We start from the raw sequence: 17,561 nt of genomic DNA on the forward strand, positions 1-17,561 counted from the left end.
CCTCAGATGAGGTTCTCGCCCAGGTTCTTGCCGCCGAGGACGTGCATGTGGAAGTGCATGACGGTCTGACCGGCGTTGACGCCCTTGTTGGAGATGACGCGGAAACCGTCCTCCAAGCCCTTGGCCTTAGCGACCTCCTGGATGGCGTGAGCCATGGCGCCCATGGTCTCGGCCGGTACGTTGTCTGCGATGTCGCTGTAGTGCTTCTTGGGGATTACGAGGGTGTGGACCGGCGCCTGGGGGTTGAGGTCGTCGAACGCGATGACCTGATCGTCCTCATAGACAACGGTTGAGGGGATCTCGTGGTTGGCAATTTTGCAGAAGATGCAATCACACATGGTTGGTTCCTTTCTCACAGACCAAGGTAGTCTTTTTGGGACGGGGCTTTTTTGACTACTTTTTCGCAAGCGCAGGCACCTGGCGAGCCGTCGCGCAAGGGTAGTCAAAAAAGCCCCGTCCCAAAAAGACTACCCCAAAGTGGGCTGCGGGATGGTTAGAACGAGAGGTTGTCGTCGGTGTTGGCGGCTTCGCCGTCGGCGAGCACGTCGTTGCCGTCGACGTCCTTCAGGAGCACCGAGACCTTCTGCTCGGCATCGGACAAGCGGGTACGCAGGCTCTTGAGGAGCTCGACGCCGCGGGTATAGCTCTCGAGCGACTCCTCGAGCTCCATGTCGCCCGACTCCAGGCTGCGGATGATGAGCTCCAGCTCCTGCGAGGCCTGCTTGTACGTAAGCTGCTCGACCGGGGTCTTCTCTGCCATATCTGTTTCCTTTCCTAAGGGTCTATCACTGTGAAACGCGGTCTACTCGACCGCGTTGACGGTTGCTGCCACGTTGCCGTCCGCCATGCGCACGCGGATGGTGTCGCCCGGCTTAAAGGTCTTGGCGCTCGTAGCCACACCGTCATCGCTGTACGCGATGGAATAACCACGGGCAAGCACCTTGAGCGGTGACAGGGCATCGAGCGAGGCAGCAGCTCGGCCCAGGTCGGACGCGGGTTTGCTGAGCATCGTGCGCCCCTGATGCTCCAGACGGGAACTCGCAAGCGTGAGCGCATGGCGTTTGCCATCGAGCCCCGAGGTGCTTGCAACCAGACGCTCGGGCAGGCGCTCAAAGTCGGAGCGGAAGGCCCCAACCGAACGCGTTATGGCGCCGGACAGACGATCGGCCGTCAGGGCAAGCTCAGACTCGCGACGCTCGACCATAAATGTGGGGTCGTTGAGGCACGGACGGCGTGCGGCGGCATCGAGCGCATCGCCCAGACGGGCCGTATAGGTGTCCCAAGCGCGGCGACCACGCTGATCGAGCATTTCCAGATCGACCTGATCTGACCCGATCATCGATGCCATCGCGGCGCCCAGACGCTGATGGCGCGCCTCGAGCACATCTGCCAGCTCCGTCATAGCCGGCGCCACCGATTCGGCCGCCGCCGTGGGCGTGGAGGCGCGGCGATCGCTCACCATGTCGCAGATCGAGGTATCGGGCTCATGGCCAATGCCGGTCACCACGGGCACAGGACAAGCCGCCACCGCGCGGGCAAGCTCCTCGTCATTGAAGGTCATGAGGTCCTCGAAGGAGCCGCCGCCGCGCACCAGCAAAATGCAATCGGGCGCCGGCGTAATGGAAGCGGCGCGACGCAAACCCTCAATGAGCTCTGCCGGCGCACCCTCGCCTTGAACCTTGGCACCCACGCAAACGAGCTCGACGAGTGGGTTGCGACGACGCAATGTGCGCTTGACGTCATCGATTACGGCACCCGAAAGCGAGGTGACGACCGCCACACGCGAGCAGAACACCGGGATGCGGCGCTTGCGCGCTTCGTCCATCAGGCCCTCGCGGCTCAGCTTTTCGGCCAGTTGCGCCACTTGTTGACGCAGCAGACCCTCCCCCGCCAGCGAAAACGAGCGGGCGACAAAACTCATGCGGCCCGTGGGCTTATAGAGATTGAAGCTACCCTTAAAGCTCACCTGCATGCCGTCGCGCAGATCGAACGTGCGCTTGAGATAGGCGCCCTTCCAAATGATGCAGTCAACGGCGGCCGAATCGTCCTTAATCTGGAAGTAGCAGTGGCCGCTTCGGGCATTGGGGCCACGGAAGCCCGTGACCTCGCCCAAGACACTCAGCTGCGGAATAGCATCGAGTGCACCGGCGGCGATCTCCACCGCCTGGCTCACGCTGAGTTCCTTGCGCTCCCGATCGTCCGAGCCGTCAAACTCGGCGGAAACAGCATTGCCGGTTAGATTCCAGCCTGCCACGCAGCCTCCTTTCGTTATCGTGCACAAAGGCTCCAGCCCTGCGCAAATTCAAGTCCAACACATAGTACAGCGCCGCGGGGACACAAATCCCCGCGGCGCCTGTCAAGCCAATTTGTTATCGGTTGGAGTTTCTGTTGTAGCGAGCCATCAGGTAGAGCAGCTGAATGATCGAGGTGAGCGCTGCGGCCACATAGGTAAGCGCGGCTGCCGTCAGGACCTTCTTGGCACCGTTGACCTGCTTGGAGCTCATGCCCGACCGCTCGATGTACGCCACGGCGCGGCGGCTGGCATCAATCTCGACCGGCAGCGTAACCAGCTGGAACAACACACTAAACGAGAAGAAGATCAGCGCGAGGGTTGTGAGCCCGGCAATGTTCATAAACAGGCCCAAGAGCAACACGATGGTCCAGGTGTTCTGGGTAAAGTTGACGACCGGGACCAGGGCAGTGCGTACCTTCATCATGGCATAGCCGCTTTGGCGCTGGGCGGCGTGGCCCGCCTCGTGGCAGGCGACGGCAACGCTTGCGACCGATCCGCCCGAACGGTTGGCATCCGAGAGATACAGGTTGTTATCCTGCGGGTTGTAATGGTCGGTGAGCTCACCGGCGACGCCCTTGATACCCACGGCATTGCAGCCGTTTGCATCGAGCATGCGGCGCGCGACCGTGGCACCCGTATCGCCGTCCGAGCGCACCTTAGACCACGTCTTGTACGTCGAGTTGATATAGCTCTGCGCGGCAAGACCGAGCACCGTACAAACAAGGACGACCAGCAGGTACAGCGGGTCGATGCCAAAGCCGTAACCATAGTAATAGGGCATGCGAATTCCTCCGAATCGAGTTACACGTTGGAGGCATTCTACCCACTCGCCCAGCCAACGAGACAGCATCGATGTTTTGGCAATGTCAGCGAAAACGGCCGAGAGCGAGCAAGGTGACGTGAAAGAGAAGCGACGCGTACTTTGGTACGCGAGCGACGATTGAACGTCAGATTGCCGCTCTCGGCCGTTTGCAGCGTCGAGCTGTTACGCGGTTTGGTAAAACCGCGTAACTATATACCTACAGGAGCTCGATTTTGCCGTCCTTCACCGTCAACCCCATGTTGCCCGAGAGCAGATCGTCCAGGCGCGAGCCCACAAGCTCAAAGCGCCAACCTTCGCGCAAAGGGCTCTGCTCGGGATGCTCAATATAGTCGGCCAGGTCATCGCGCGAGGCAATGACCGAGGTCGCCACGCCCGAACGCTCGGCAACCAGGCGAATGAGCGCGTACATGAGATCCGTCACGCTCTCCAGCTCCGGAGAGATCTGGCGATGTCCGCGCACCATGAGCGGCAGGCGATCGTGCGGGCAGCTCGCGCCACGCTTGATGGCCATGAGCGCGCCGTCCACATCGCGCTCCCCCAGTTGATCGGTGCCGCGGATGCTGCGGAACTCCTCAACGCGCACAGGATTGCGCTTGACGAGCGCCAGCAGCGTATCGTCGGACATGACCCACTTGCGCGGGATGTTGCGGCGCTCGGCGCGGTCCTCGCGCCAGGCGGCAAGCTCGCGCGCAATGCCCAGCTGATGGCGGCTACACGAGTTGATGCGCTTGACCTTGCGGAATGCCTCATGGCGGTCGGCGCGGTAGTGCGACTCGTCTGCCAGCGGGCGCAACTCGTCGAGCACCCAATCCACACGGCCCAGCTCACGCAGACGGCTCATCATCTCGGTATAGGCGACGATCAGATACTTGACGTCATCGATCGCGTACTCAATCTGCTTATCGCTCAGCGGGCGGCGCGACCAATCGGTCAGCGACTCGGTCTTGGGCAGCGATACGCCGCAGAACGTCTGAACGAGCGCGCCGTAGGAAATCTGCTGGCGCTCGCCCAAAAAGGCGGCGGCGACCTGTGTGTCAAAAATCGGTCGCGGCAGCGCACCCACGGTGTGGAGCATGACCTCCATATCCTGCGAGCAGGCGTGGAAGACCTTGACCACGCCCTCGTCGGCCATAAGCTCGGCCAGCGGCGATAAGTCGTCGATCACCAAAGGATCGACCGCGACGCTCTCGGCAGGGGTGGCAATCTGAACCAGGCACAGGCGCGGATGAAACGTGCGCTCGCGCAAAAACTCGGTATCGACGGCAATCGCGTCGAACTCACGAGCGCGCTGACAAAAGTCGAGTAGAGCCTGATGTGTGGAAATGTACATATCAACCCATCGAATAAGGTTAGGCCCGAAAAACACGGGTAGGATATCGGCATTGCCCTACAACTATACTCGGTTAGTCACAGAACGGGAACGTAAGTATGCGCTGCCTTATCATCCACAACCCGGCATCGGGTCCCAGCTCCGATGAAATCTACGCATTCACGCACGCTCTTGCACAGGGCGGCGACGAGGTCGTAATGCGCTTTATCGGCGATGGCATGGAGCCCGAGGACGCGGTAGCGGACGTTCGTGAGTTCGACCGCGTAGTCGTTTCGGGCGGCGACGGCACCGTCTCCAACGTGCTCGACCAGATGCGCGGGTGCGGTGTCCCTACGCTCATCTTCCCCTCCGGCACAGCCTGCCTGTTCTTTAACAACATCGGTAATGCCCCCGAGGCGGCGGCGCTTGCCAAGGCTTGCCGCGCCGGCCGCACGGTCAAGGTGGACATGGGTGAGCTCTTTTGGATCGACGAGAACGGTAACGAGAAGCGCCACGGCTTTATCATCATCGCCGGCTCGGGCTTCGACGCCGAGATCATGATGAAGGCCGCCCCCACCAAAAACGACATTGGCGAGATCGCCTACTTCCTCTCCGCGCTCGCCACGCCCAACCCCACGGTGGCGCACTTTACCATTGAACACGACGGCATGGTCGAGGAGCTCGACGGCATCTGCTGCATGGCGGGCAATACCTCAGTCATCCAAAACGACATCAACCTGTTCCCCAGCTGCCGCATGAACGACGGCATGGTCGACATCGTCGTTATTGAACCCGTGCGCACGGTGCAGCTGCTCCCCACGGTGATCACCGCCGCGCTCGACCCCGCCGGCAAGGTGCTCGGCCGCCCGCAGTTTAAGATTATCCAGACCAAGGAAGCCAAGATTACCTGCACGCCGTCGCTGGGCATGCAGTTCGATGGCGAGATCATCTCCAGCAACTCCGGTGTCTTTGGCGCCCGCGCGCTTCCGCAATGCCTCGACCTCATCGTCGACGAATTCTCACCACTCGGAAAATAGGAGAACCCCGTGAACGACAACCCTATCCTTGGCTTTATCGTCATCGTTCTGGCCATGCTCGTGGGCTACGCGATTAACGTAATCCACCGCCGGAAGAAGTAATTCCACATTGGTATGATATTCATCCGGTTATCATCTCCCCCGCTGTTTATGCATTTGTCAAACAGCGGGGGATTTTCATTTCGTTATTTCCAGACGCTTTATTGAGCTACAGTAATTGCAGGGCGTCTTTATTAAAGTAAAGCTACAAACTGAGTATAATTAACCGCTCATCGCATATTTCATTACGCTTATCGAATAAGTACCTTTCATAGATGAATATTGTTTCCAGCTCGTTATGCTAATGGGGTATCTTTATTGGCTGAAGCCCTCTGGCGACAGAGGGCTTTCGCACGCTGGGAGGGATTATGAGGAAAACTCACCCCGTCAACGCGCTCAAAAAGCTTGGCATAGGCCTCGCCTTTGGAGCTGCAACTATCATGTCCATGCCGACCTCTGCGCTCGCCTGCACCCAGATCTACATGGGCAAGAACCTTACGGCCGACGGCAATACGTATTATGGCCGCGCCGAGGACTATGGCGAACGTTACCTCAAGCACTTTGGCATCGAGGATTCGCACGCCCCCGGCTTCACCTACAGCTCCGATGAGTCCGGATTCGTATACACCTCGAACAAAACCACGTATCGCTACAGTTATGTGCGCGATCACCCCTCGCAGTGGGACGAGCGTTGGGACGCCTACTCCGAGGCAGGCATCAACGAGAAGGGCGTCTCCTGTTCCGCCACGCTAAGCACCAGCATGAATGCAGATGTCAAAGCTGTGGACCCCCTTACGGATGGCTTGGGTGAGTACAGCTACGCCAGCGTTATCTTGGGCGAAAGCGCTACGGCCCGTGAGGGCGTCAAGCTTATCGGAAGCCTGATCGACGAGCAGGGCGTCTGCTCCAACGACCAGATTGTCATCGCCGACAACAATGAGACCTGGCTGTTCGCCGCGCTTTCCGGCCATCAGTGGATTGCCATGAAGCTCGCTGACGACGTCGCCTCGGTCAACCCCAACATCGGCAACCTTAACTACGACGTCGACCTCGATGACACCGAAAATTGCCTCCACTCTGAGAAAATCCAGTCCATGCCCGAAGAAAAGGGTATCGCCAAATACTCCGCTGACGGCAAATTCGATGTCGCCCAAACGTATGGCGAGAGGCTCGATAAGACTGGCAGGCATCAGTGGACCCGCTATATCCAGGGTCGAGATTACTTCAAGAACCCGCTTACTAAGGACGCCGATTACACCATCGTCAACGACGGCAGCGTCGGCGCAGCCGTCAGCGAGATCCAGCCCTTGTTCTTCAAGCCTGGCAAGTCTGGCTGGAGTACCTTTGAGCTGATTCGCGCCTTTGGCAACCGCGGCGAGAACGTCCCTGGCCTTAACGCCAACACTGACGGCGCCTACGCCATCGGCACCGAGCGCAACACCGAGGTCCACCTCTTCCAGATTCGTCGCGGCCTTGATCCCGAAGTCGCAACCATCCAGTGGGAGATGCTTTCTCGTGCCGCGTACTCCGTCGCCATCCCGTTGTATTCCGCTCTGATGACTGAGGTCAGCCCGTACTTCAGCGATCAGACTGTCTCCTTCGATCACTGCGGAGAGACGGACATCGTGAACAACGAGGAGCCCGAGAACTCCATCAACTACGTCCTCATGGACATCAGCTCCCTCTGCTTCGAGCATCCCGAGCTGCTCGGCGTCAACGTCCGCACCTACCTCGACGCCCTCCAGAACGAGCTCGTCGAGCAGAACTTGGAAGTCGACGAGGTCATGCAGGCCACCGAGGGCACCGAGGCCCGTACCGCCCTGGCAAACAAGGCCGGCAATGCTGCCACCGAGAACACCTACGTCAAGTGCAAGGCCTTGCTCCAGGAGATGCGCGCCTATCTGAAGGCTGAGAACTTCGACCAGCCCTTCACCCCGAGCGACCTGAACACCGAGACCAACGGCCTCAAGGTGTCCATCACCTACGCCAAGGATGCCCTCGCCACCGAGGCCCCCGAGAAGCCCGAGCAGCCCGGCACCCCCGAGCAGCCTACTACCCCCGAGCAGCCTACTACCCCCGAGCAGCCTACTACCCCCGAGAAGCCGACCAAGCCGAGCACCTCTACCACGGTGACCACCAACAAGAAGAACACCAAGGGCAACCTGCCCACCACCGGTGACCGTTTTGACGGCCGCGTGGTTGCCGCGTTCGCCGCTGCTGGCGTCGTCGTCATCTCCGCTGGCGGCTATGCCCTCTATCGCCGCAACAAGGAGTAACACTCCTCGCAGGAAGTAACACTTCCCAGGGCGCGGGCGGGACAGCACAAGCTGCCCCGCCCGCTCTTCTTAATAGGAGGAAACGTCGCCGAAATTCTTTTCAAAAAAGATTTCCCCGCACACACTTCGCTGTGCTATAGTGCAGCGCAACAGCAACTGGGTGCGACCGCGCCATGGCATCACGAAAGGAGCCACCAACATGAAGAACACGATGACGTCTCTCAACAACTGGTGGTGGCGTGATGCGAATACGATCGGTCGACGGTGAGTCCCTCATGCCTGTTTTTGCGCTCTAGGTGATTGGAAGGCCTCCGGTTTCGACCGGGGGCCTTTTTCTATCTCGAGCCCGATCGCATTCGCATCACGCGCCTCCGCTTTTCTCTTACACTCCCCTTTCTGAAAGGACCTTCACCATGTCTCAGAACACCACCGCCGGCGCCCAGCCCCGCACCGTCCAGACCGCCGACCGCGGCAAACTCGATATCCGCGCCCTCGTCCTGCTCGCCATCCTGCTTGCCGCCGGCTTCATCCTCAACTTTACCGTCGGCAAGGCAATCTCGGGTATCTCCGGCGGCATGATTAGCCCCGAGTTCATCATCTCGGCCTTCTGCCTCACCATCCTGGTCGTTCGTCCCAACATTGGTCAGGCACTCGTCATCGGTCTCATCTCGGCGGCCGTAATCCAGATCACCACTACCTCGCCGTTTGTCGATTTTGCCGCCGAGGGCATCGCCGCCATGCTTATGGCCGTCATTGTCAACACTGCCGCCAAGGATGGCCAAGTTAAGCCTGCCGTCGCCATCGTCGCTACGTTCGTGACCACCTTTGTCTCGGGCGTCATCTTCATGGTCATCAAGATGGCCATGCTCGGCGTAGTGGGCGAACTCGCCGCAGCTATGCTGCCCGTCGTCGCCATGACCGCTGTGTTCAACGCCATTCTGGTCGGCGCGCTCTATCTGCCCATCCAGAAGGCCCTTAGGCTTAACTAACCCGCTCGGCTTTACGAGCCACCCCATATTGGCGTTCATTCGTCGCTCGCGTACCCAAGTACGCTTCGCTCCTCTTTCGCGCCAACCTGGGGCACCTCGTAAAGCCGTCTACGTGCTTCACCAGCAAAGACTGTCCCAAACAACGAGCTATTGGGGACGTCCTTAAACGACTAGTCATGTAAGAACATCCCCAATGACTATGAAAGGTATCCATGGAAACGATCATCAACGTCGACGATGTCTCGTTCGCCTATGGCACGCAGGCCGAGCAGGCGCTTAGCCACGTTTCGCTCAGCGTGAACAAGGGAGATTTCATCGGCATCATCGGGCCTTCGGGTGCCGGCAAATCAACACTTACCGCCTGCCTGTCGGGCGCCGTGCCCCACCACTACAGCGGAACCTTCTTTGGCTCCGTGTTCGTTGACGGGCACGACACCTGCGAGGTCTCGCTCACCGACATATCGCAGATCGTCGGCAGCGTGCTGCAAGACATCGACACGCAGATGGTCGCCTCGGTCGTTGAGGACGAGATGCTTTTTGGCCTGGAGAACTTTGGCGTTCCGCATGACCAGATCGAGCAGCGCGTGAGCGAGACGCTTAAGGCCGTCGGCATTAGCGACCTGCGCGACCGCGAGATAGCCACCCTCTCGGGCGGCCAAAAGCAAAAGGTGGCCATCGCTGCCATCCTCGCCATGCGCCCGCGCGTGCTGGTGCTCGATGAGCCAACCGCGGCACTCGATCCCGTCAGCTCCACACTGGTTTTCGAAACGCTGCGCGAGGCAAACCGTAACCTCGGCATCACCATCGTCGTCGTTGAGCAAAAGGTCGCCCTGCTTTCGGAGTATTGCAACCGCGTGCTCGTGCTCAATCACGGCCAGATCGCGCTGCAAGGCGAGCCACATGAGGTCTTTGAGCACACCGACGAGCTCCGCGCCATCGGTGTCGATTGCCCGCGCGTCACGCGCATTTTCAACAGCCTCGAGGCCGATGGCTTGGCAAGCGGCACCCCCTGCCTGGATGTCGACGAGGCCGAACGCCTGATCGCGGGCATCGTCGACCCCGACCGCGCGACAAGCGACGCCCAGGCGCCCACAGGCTCCCCGCACGCACCATCGCTGCGCCCGCATGCGAAAGACGCCGAGCCGGTGCTCACGTTTGACCACGTTGAGTTTTCCTACCCCCATGGTGGCGCCGCCGTCCACGACCTCAACCTGACGCTCTATCCCGGCGAGCTCGTGGGCATTGTCGGCCAAAACGGAGCCGGCAAGACCACGCTCACCAAGCTGCTCACAGGCCTGCTTAAGCCCACCTCGGGCAGCGTGCGCGTCACGGGACTGGATACCGCAGCCGTTCCCACGAGCCGCATCGCCCGCGAAGTCGCAACCCTTTTCCAAAACCCCGACCGCCAGATTTGCAAGGACACCGTGCTCGACGAGGTCGCCTTTGGTCTAGAGCTTGCCGGCATCGACCGCGCCGAGGCGCTGCGTCGCGCCCAGCTCGTCATCGACCGCTTTGGCTTGCCGCCCTACGATGCGCCCTTCTCGCTCTCGCGCGGTCAACGCCAGATGGTGGCGCTCGCCTCCGTCGTGGTCGTAGAGCCCAAGATCGTGGTTCTCGACGAGCCCACGAGTGGCCTGGACTACCGCGAGTGCATGACCGTGATGGAAACGGTGCGCACCATGGCCGAGCGCGGCTGCGCCGTTATCATAGTCTGCCACGACATGGAAGTTGTCTCGGACTTTGCCGAGCGCATCGTGGTGATGGCCGACGGTCGCATCCTCGATCGCGGCCGCACGCACGAGCTGTTCTCGAACATCGAGCTCATGCAGCGTGCCTATGTTGAACCGCCCCAGGTTATTGAACTCTCACGCCGTCTGGCATCTTCCGTCTCGCCCGCCTTTGCACAGGTGAGCGAGGTCACCGATATCGTTCGCATTACCGAGGAGATGGTCCGCCGTGGTTAATGTCATCGACTATATGCCGGGCGACACGCTGCTGCATCGTCTGAATCCCGTCATCAAACTGGGCCTCGCCGCCGCCATCATCATCGGCATCTTTTTGTCCGACACCTACGTGGCGCTGTTGGGGTTTCTGGCGCTCACGCTCGCGCTGGGAGCCTACGCCGGCGTCGTCGACCGCCTGTTCTCGCTGCTCAAGCTGCTGATTCCGCTCGCACTCATCATGTTAGCGCTGCAGCTGGCCTTCATGCGCGATGGCAACGTGGTGTGGGGCTTCGTCACCGACGAAGGCCTCATCACCGGCTCGAAGGCCTGTCTGCGCCTGTTGGGCGTAGCGCTGCCACTCATCCTGATGCTCATGGTGACCAAGCTCAACGACCTTGCCAATGCCTGCGTGGAGGTGCTGCACGTGCCGTATCGCTACGCCTTTACCTTTACCACGGCGCTGCGCTTTGTGCCGGTGTTTGGCCAAGAGATGAATGCCATCATGGAGGCGCAGACTGCACGCGGCGTCGAATACGACACCAAGAATCCCATCAAGAAGCTCAAGCTCATGCTGCCGTTGTGCGTGCCGCTATTGATCTCGAGCGTGGGCAAGACCGATGCCACCGCGCTTGCCGCCGAGCAGCGCGGCTTCTACCTGCGCACGCGTGCGAGCTCGTACAAGCGCTACCCCATCAAAGGCTTGGACATTGCCGTACTTATCGTCAGCATCGCCCTTATCGCCATCGGCTTCCTGTTCTAGCAATCGCTGGCAGCAACCGCAAAATGCAAAAGGCCCCGGCTCGCACAAACGAGCCGAGGCCTTTACTGTTTTCCCAGATAAAACCTACCAAAATAAACCTGTCCCTTTTTGGCAGGTCGAGGGCTACAGGCGGTAGGGGGCACCGCTGCGGATGATGGACTCGCGTACCAAAACGTCCATGGCGTCGAGGGTGATCTCGGGCATCTCGCGATACTTTTGCAGCACCGAAAGCTCCGTGCAGGCCAGAATGACGCGGTCGCAGCCGCTGCGGGCAAACTCCCACATCACACGATCAAACTTATCCATATCGGGCTCGCGTCCCGCCTTCACATCGTCGTAAATAAGCGACATCACATCGGCCTGGCGCTTCTCGCTGGGATAAACGACTTCGACGCCCGCCGCCTCGCACTCGCGACCGTAGACGCCGGCACCCACGGTGCCATCGGTACCCATGATGCCGATCTTGCGCACCGGCTCGGCCGGCATGCTCAAGTTGGGGTCGAACTCACACTCCCCCATCACCACGCCGGCAAGCGCATAGCGCACCGACTCGCGCGGCATATGGATGATGGGGACCGAGGTAAACGACTGAATCTGATCGTAAAAGTAGTGCGACGTGTTGCAGGGAATGGCAATGTGCGCGCAGCCCAGCGTCTCGAGCGCCTGCGCGCATTCCTTCATGGTCGCCAGCAGCTCGGTATGGTCGCCGGTCTTAATGGCCAGCGTGCGGTCGGGCATGGTCGACTTAGAGAGCACCACCATGTCAATATGTTCCTGGTCGCGGGCAGCCGCCGTGTGACGCACCACCTGGTCGTAGTAATACGACGTGGCCTCGGCGCCCATACCGCCGATAACTCCCAGCTTTTCCATCGCCGCCTCCTTGGTGACGCTCGCACCATTGCGCGTATCATACCCGCGCCCGTCCGATACAAACCGGGCGGGCGCGACGTTCATCCTATTTGTAATACGTCTTAAACAGCTTAAAGTGACGCAGCTTGGTGTGCCACATGCGCAGCCAGCGGTTAAAGACAAAGTCGCCCTTCATAAACGAGGGGTCGGCGGCCTTACCCTCCTTGACCAGGCGATGCGCCTTAGCGCGCAGCTCGGGATCCTTGACGTATTTATCGACCACGCCCATGGGGACAACCATCCACAGCGCCTCGTCCTGCGCTGTCACAAACTCGGGCTCAAACGGGCGGTTGTACACATACTCGTCCACTACGTACTTGGCAACGTTAAAGCCACTGTTGGTGACGTAGTAGTTACTGCGGCCCTGGCGAGTGTTGAAGTCGAAGAACTTGAAGGAACCGTCGCGCTTGTCGTATTTGACGTCAAAGTTGGAGAAGCCCGTAAACTTGAGGTCCTCGAGCAACTTGCGCACGCCGCCCATGAGCTCGTCATTGGGCTCGGTGATGATGCAGGCGTGGTTGCCGACACCATGGGGCTGGTGCTCCTCGAGCAGCACGTGGCCCAGGCACATCATGCGCACCTTGCCGTTACGGTCGGAATAGCTGGTAAGCACGCGCATGTACTCGTCGTTGCCGGGCACGCGATCCTGCAGGATCAGATCATCGGTGTAGCCACTCGCATATACATCGCGAATGACCTGCTCCAGCTCGGCGCGATCGGCGATCTCGTAGGCCTTCTTCTGGCCCTCGAACTCATGCTCCCACCACATGATGCCGTCGGAAGGCTTCAGGATCATCGGGAAGGGAAAATCGATCTGGTCGAGCACCTCGGCAGGAGCCTCGCCCCGGGCGTTGAGCATGGCCATGGTAAAGGTAAACGTATGCGGATAGGGAACACCGTGCTTCTCGCACAGCTCGTAGAAGATTTCCTTCTTCTGGCACTGTTCGAGCATGCTGTAGGGCGCATAGGGCGCGATGACGTTTGAGGCAAGCTCGCCGGCATCCTGAGCCTGTGCGGCAAGCGCGACATAGTTGTCGCCGCAGCCCATGAGAATAATCTTCTTATCGGGATTGGCCTGCGCGACACCGTTAATGGTCTCGATCATGACCGGCATGGTGTCGATATCAACATTGGGCGTGTAGTCGATAATCTGGCTGCGGTACGCAGGACCGGTCTGGTACTTGCCAAAGACCAGGCTCTTGACCTGATACTCCTCGTAAAAGGCGCGCGCCACCGAATAGGCGTTGATGTCGCCACCGAGCAGCACGGGGATAAACTCGCGCTCTGTAAACTGCAATGCCATGGAAACTTCCTATCTAGAACTGCCCACGACGGGCGGTCTTTATGCAACCCGTTTATTTTAGCGTGCCGGACCGTTTCCTCCTAAAGCTCCACTGTATCTATGACAATCAACGCAATTATCCAGCATGAAGGCCGCGCTCACCGCCGTATGACAAACGGCAATGAACCCACCGTTGTTGTAGGGTTCAGCATATTGATACCCCCGAGTGAAAGGCGCACGCGTGCTCCAGGAACTTCCAACCGATAACCCCATCCTCGATGCCGCAAAACGCGAGTTGGCGCCGCGCGCGCAAGCGACTGCTCCTCTGCGCACCGCAAACGACGCTTACGACGGTGCCGCCTACATCACCTCCATCGATACATCGGCGCACAAAGGCACGCGCAAGACGCCCGTCGCCGGCGGACACGATACCGCCATCGAGCAGTTTGGCCTCGTCTCCGATGCCCACGCCGGGGACAACATCAGGGTAATCAAACTCGGCGACGGCACCTGTTCGTTCACCCCCGCCCAGGCGCTCAACGAAGTAGGGCAAGCTCGCCGCAATGGAACCTTATAGCCACAAACCCCAACGTTGAGATAGCTTTCACAGTCCAAAGCCCGTCCCAAACAGGCCCCCGTAACGTTAAAGTTGAACTCTATGGTTTCTCAACAATTCGATATAACTGCAGGTCAAAGCCAAAGTCTCAAGTTCAACTTGACCCTTTAAAACCTTTAAGGTTCAAGTTGAGGTAGAAAGCAGTAGTAGAATACCTGAGGAACAATAACCTACGATTGATTGCAGAGGGACTGGATGCAGCATTCGAATCATCGCACCGCAGCGCTCATCGCGTCGAAGCCGGCTCGTATCATCACGAGCGCCGCGCTCGCCGTTGCGTTGACGGCCACGCAGATGCTCTCCCCCGTCGCGGCGTATGCCGCCTCGCAGGCAACGCAGGATCAGCTTGCCGCCGCCCAGCAGAAGATCGAAGCCGCCACGAGCGCCTACAACGATGCCCGCACCAAGCTCGGCGATCTGCAGAAGCAGATTGACGCCAACGAGGCAAGTATCGAAAAGATCGAGGCGAAGCTTCCCGATCAGCAGGAAAAGGCATGCACCGCCATGCGCGATCTGTACAAGTACCAGAAGGGCACCAACCCCATCGTGAGCTTCCTGGTCAACGCACAGAGCCTGGGTGAGTTCATCACGACCTGCAAATACACCAACCAGATCACAAGCTCGAGCGTCGACGAGATCGAAGAGCTCAATAACATGCAAACCGAACTCGAGCAGAACAAGGCCGAGCTCCAGCAGGCCAAGTCTCAGCTTGAGGCAGAGCAGAAAAACGCCGAGGATGCGCTGGCGCAGGCCCAGCAGCTCCGCAGCGAGGCACAGGCAAAAGCCGAGCAGGAAAATGCCGCCGAGCTTGCCAAGCTTGAGGCCGATAAGGCCGCTGCCGCCGAGAAGCTCTCGGGCGAGGGCGTGAGCGGCAGCAATTCCAGCAGCCAGGCCACCAACGCCAACACCACCATCGACACCACGGTGAACAACGCCAACACCGGTAGTTCCGATTACGATTCGTTCATTAATGAGTGGACGAGCCGCATCGACAATTACCTCGCCGGCTCCCCTATGGCAGGCCAGGGCTATAACTTTGCCGTCGCCGCTTGGAATACCGGTGTCGACCCCCGTTGGTCCCCCGCCATCGCTTGCATCGAGAGCACCAAGGGTGCTTATTGCGCCAATTCTTACAACGCCTGGGGCTGGAGTGCACGTGGCGGCGGTTGGCGCAGCTTTGGCAGCTGGAGCGAGGGCATCTTCGCTCACGTTGCCTATCTGGGCGCCAACTACGGCTCCACCCTTACCCCGGCTGCGGCCAAAAAGTACTGCCCACCCACGTGGCAGGACTGGTACAACAAAGTCGCCGCTCAGATGAACCGCATCTAAATGCAACTGCAAAGGGCCCCAATGGGGCCCTTTTCTTTTAGGTAGCGGAGGTATCAACGACGCTGGTCGCATTGGCAACCGCGACTATGACGATCATGCATAGGAGCAGCACACCCAATGCCTTGAGCCAGAGTTTCGCGAGTTTCTTGCCGCGATAGCTGTCGAGCAGTGCGAATCGCCGACGTAGACGGCGCTTATCGAGCAGCGCAAAATGCATAAGCGCCATAAGGCCATCGACAAAGAAAAAATACTCGATTATGAGAAGCCACGTCGGGTAGCTTTGGTTTGCTCCCGTGGGTTGAAAGACGGCAAAATGACTTCCGGCAAAGAACACAAGCAGCGAGAAGCAGACGAGCGTATTCCAAATGCGCCCCAGGGACTCCGGAACGCGAGAGAGCAGACCGCATGCAGCGGAGGTGGCAGGCCTAGGAAGCCTTGCGGGGTTCTGGAGCCCTTGGGGCGTCAACAACGTCTCCGAGGCCGGGGTACGGACAGGCGCAGGCGCAGGAGGCCGCACGGGGCGACTCAGATCGTATGCCGCGCGCGTCGCCCGTCCCAATGCTTCCGCACTCGCAAAACGCTTGGCCGGGTCGAGCGCCATCGCCATGCAAACGACATCGGCCAATGGGCCGGGAACGCCGCATGCCTCGCATTGTTCGCGCATGTCCCGACCCGGCTTGGGGTCGGTCCCCGTCAAACAGAAGAACAACAGGGCGCCAAGTGCGTAGACGTCGCTTCGCACGCTCGTCTGTCCAAACCCATACTGCTCGGGCGGCGCATAGGGCCGTGTCCCAAACTTGACAGTATCGGCATCGGCGCCATCGCGCCACACGCGCGCGATCCCCAAGTCGATAATCACCAGCGATGAAAACGTCAGGCCGTCATCAGGCGTATAGTTGGCACCTGTCACGATGATATTCGACGGCTTGAGGTCGCGATGGATCACCGGCGCCGAAGCCTCCCCCGCCATTGCAAAACCGGCATGGAGCTCGCCAACGGCTTCGCAAAGGACAGGATACAATTCACGCGCATAATCGGGAGCGGATCCCAGACGGTCCACCAGTGCCCCGAGTGTCTCCCCTTCTATGTATTCCATAACCACGTTGAGCTCGTCGCCCGAACGACGACAATCGACGATTCTGGGCAGGTGCTCAAAACGCCTGCCTGCCCGCTGAGCGGCAAACAGACGCTCGTATGCCCCGCCGATTTGAGCCGAAGCATCGATGCGTTTACGGACAAAGGGACCGAGCGAACCACCGCCGGTTCCTTCAAAGTACACGAGCTCGGTTGTTTCAACGGACGAGCGCTTAAGTACACGCTCCACGCGATAGCTGTCGTCGCGATCGAGCGACGCCAGGTGCTCGGCAAGCGCTGCGGTCAGCTCGTCATTGGAATATGTTGGGGTCTGAGTATCCATAGCCTCCATCATAGCGCAGGGCGCAGACACCCCATGGCATCCGCGCCCCGTTCGTTTGCATCGTTGTTCGACAGCTCCGCCGGCTCAGATATCAGCGGCTAATTCACCGTCTCCTCGCCAAAGCGATACAGCTCCTCGTTGACCTTTTGGAGGCTGCACCCGCGATCGATGCAAAAGATGATAATCGCATCGCGGCGGTCCTTGCAGTTAAGGACGCTTACCCCGGCAGCCGTCAGTGCACGGTTGGTCTCTTTGAGCGTCAGCGCCATCGCAAAGGCAATCTGCAGCACCTTATTGCGACTCGGATGACGCGCTCCGGTAAAGATCTGATAGCCAAAGGTCTCATTGAGATCGGCCATACGAACCACGCGCGAGCGCTCCAAGCCCTTTTCCTGCAGTAGCTGCTTCAGGTAATCCGAAAGCGACGGGGCGGCAAAGTCGTGCTCCCTGATATAGCCATCGATGTTCGGCGCATCGAGAAGCTCATTGAGCAGCTCCTCGGTCAGCTTTTTATCGGGCATACGACTTCACCTCCCATC

General features: G+C 59.7%; 16 protein-coding genes. 7 read left to right on the forward strand and 9 right to left on the reverse strand.

Going from position 1 to position 17,561, the window contains the following annotated elements; all coding sequences use genetic code 11:
* Nucleotides 1–2: 2 nt before the first annotated feature.
* The 5 genes from ACTM82_RS02955 to rnd form a co-directional block, all read right to left on the reverse strand.
* Entirely contained in the window at nt 3–338 is a 336-nt protein-coding gene (locus ACTM82_RS02955) for a histidine triad nucleotide-binding protein (RefSeq protein WP_035137921.1), read from the reverse strand.
* Nucleotides 339–493: 155 nt separating this feature from the next.
* The gene (gene xseB / locus ACTM82_RS02960) at nt 494–760 is read right to left on the reverse strand and encodes an exodeoxyribonuclease VII small subunit (protein WP_006234311.1); all 267 of its coding nucleotides are present in this window, start codon (nt 758–760) and stop codon (nt 494–496) included.
* A 42-nt stretch (nt 761–802) separates the two neighbouring features.
* Nucleotides 803–2,254: an exodeoxyribonuclease VII large subunit gene (xseA, locus tag ACTM82_RS02965; RefSeq protein ID WP_441054405.1), complete on the reverse strand. Its 1,452-nt coding sequence runs from the start codon at nt 2,252–2,254 to the stop codon at nt 803–805.
* A gap of 115 nt (nt 2,255–2,369) precedes the next feature.
* Entirely contained in the window at nt 2,370–3,074 is a 705-nt protein-coding gene (locus ACTM82_RS02970; protein ID WP_441054407.1) for a zinc metallopeptidase, read from the reverse strand.
* Between the two features lie 238 nt (nt 3,075–3,312).
* The gene (rnd, locus tag ACTM82_RS02975) at nt 3,313–4,446 is read right to left on the reverse strand and encodes a ribonuclease D (RefSeq protein WP_138375271.1); all 1,134 of its coding nucleotides are present in this window, start codon (nt 4,444–4,446) and stop codon (nt 3,313–3,315) included.
* Between the two features lie 98 nt (nt 4,447–4,544).
* On the opposite strand from rnd, the gene ACTM82_RS02980 reads away from it, so the two are divergent.
* From ACTM82_RS02980 to ACTM82_RS03000, 5 genes are all read left to right on the forward strand, one after another.
* On the forward strand, nt 4,545–5,462 hold the full coding sequence (locus tag ACTM82_RS02980; protein ID WP_441048604.1) for a diacylglycerol/lipid kinase family protein: 918 nt from the start codon (nt 4,545–4,547) through the stop codon (nt 5,460–5,462).
* Nucleotides 5,463–5,869: 407 nt separating this feature from the next.
* Nucleotides 5,870–7,777, forward strand: coding sequence for a C69 family dipeptidase (locus ACTM82_RS02985; RefSeq protein ID WP_441054409.1), 1,908 nt, complete (start codon nt 5,870–5,872; stop codon nt 7,775–7,777).
* A 413-nt stretch (nt 7,778–8,190) separates the two neighbouring features.
* Nucleotides 8,191–8,766, forward strand: a complete 576-nt coding sequence (locus tag ACTM82_RS02990; RefSeq protein WP_441054411.1) for a hypothetical protein — start codon at nt 8,191–8,193, stop codon at nt 8,764–8,766.
* A gap of 212 nt (nt 8,767–8,978) precedes the next feature.
* Nucleotides 8,979–10,730 (forward strand): ABC transporter ATP-binding protein, encoded by a 1,752-nt coding sequence (locus ACTM82_RS02995; RefSeq protein WP_441054413.1) that lies wholly within the window; start codon nt 8,979–8,981, stop codon nt 10,728–10,730.
* Nucleotides 10,723–11,469 (forward strand): energy-coupling factor transporter transmembrane component T family protein, encoded by a 747-nt coding sequence (locus ACTM82_RS03000; protein WP_427718466.1) that lies wholly within the window; start codon nt 10,723–10,725, stop codon nt 11,467–11,469. Before ACTM82_RS02995 ends, ACTM82_RS03000 begins: the two co-directional genes overlap by 8 nt.
* 123 nt (nt 11,470–11,592) lie before the next feature.
* On the opposite strand, the gene ACTM82_RS03005 is transcribed toward ACTM82_RS03000, so the two are convergent.
* Nucleotides 11,593–12,339 carry an aspartate/glutamate racemase family protein gene (locus tag ACTM82_RS03005; RefSeq protein WP_229770678.1) on the reverse strand — a complete coding sequence of 249 codons (747 nt, stop codon included), beginning with the start codon at nt 12,337–12,339 and terminating at the stop codon, nt 11,593–11,595.
* Nucleotides 12,340–12,424: 85 nt separating this feature from the next.
* Entirely contained in the window at nt 12,425–13,681 is a 1,257-nt protein-coding gene (locus tag ACTM82_RS03010; protein WP_441054416.1) for a carboxylate--amine ligase, read from the reverse strand.
* Between the two features lie 220 nt (nt 13,682–13,901).
* Between ACTM82_RS03010 and ACTM82_RS03015 the strand changes: the two genes are divergently transcribed.
* Entirely contained in the window at nt 13,902–14,237 is a 336-nt protein-coding gene (locus ACTM82_RS03015; RefSeq protein ID WP_441054418.1) for a hypothetical protein, read from the forward strand.
* Nucleotides 14,238–14,471: 234 nt separating this feature from the next.
* A complete protein-coding gene (locus ACTM82_RS03020) occupies nt 14,472–15,605 on the forward strand; it encodes a coiled-coil domain-containing protein (RefSeq protein ID WP_441054420.1) in 1,134 nt (377 codons plus the stop codon).
* A 37-nt stretch (nt 15,606–15,642) separates the two neighbouring features.
* On the opposite strand, the gene ACTM82_RS03025 is transcribed toward ACTM82_RS03020, so the two are convergent.
* Nucleotides 15,643–17,022, reverse strand: a complete 1,380-nt coding sequence (locus ACTM82_RS03025; protein WP_441054422.1) for a serine/threonine protein kinase — start codon at nt 17,020–17,022, stop codon at nt 15,643–15,645.
* A gap of 98 nt (nt 17,023–17,120) precedes the next feature.
* Nucleotides 17,121–17,543: an XRE family transcriptional regulator gene (locus tag ACTM82_RS03030; protein ID WP_154517313.1), complete on the reverse strand. Its 423-nt coding sequence runs from the start codon at nt 17,541–17,543 to the stop codon at nt 17,121–17,123.
* Nucleotides 17,544–17,561 lie beyond the last annotated feature (18 nt).

The sequence above is a fragment of the Collinsella sp. HCP3S3_E5 genome (genome assembly GCF_052067635.1).
Taxonomy (GTDB): Bacteria; Actinomycetota; Coriobacteriia; order Coriobacteriales; family Coriobacteriaceae; genus Collinsella.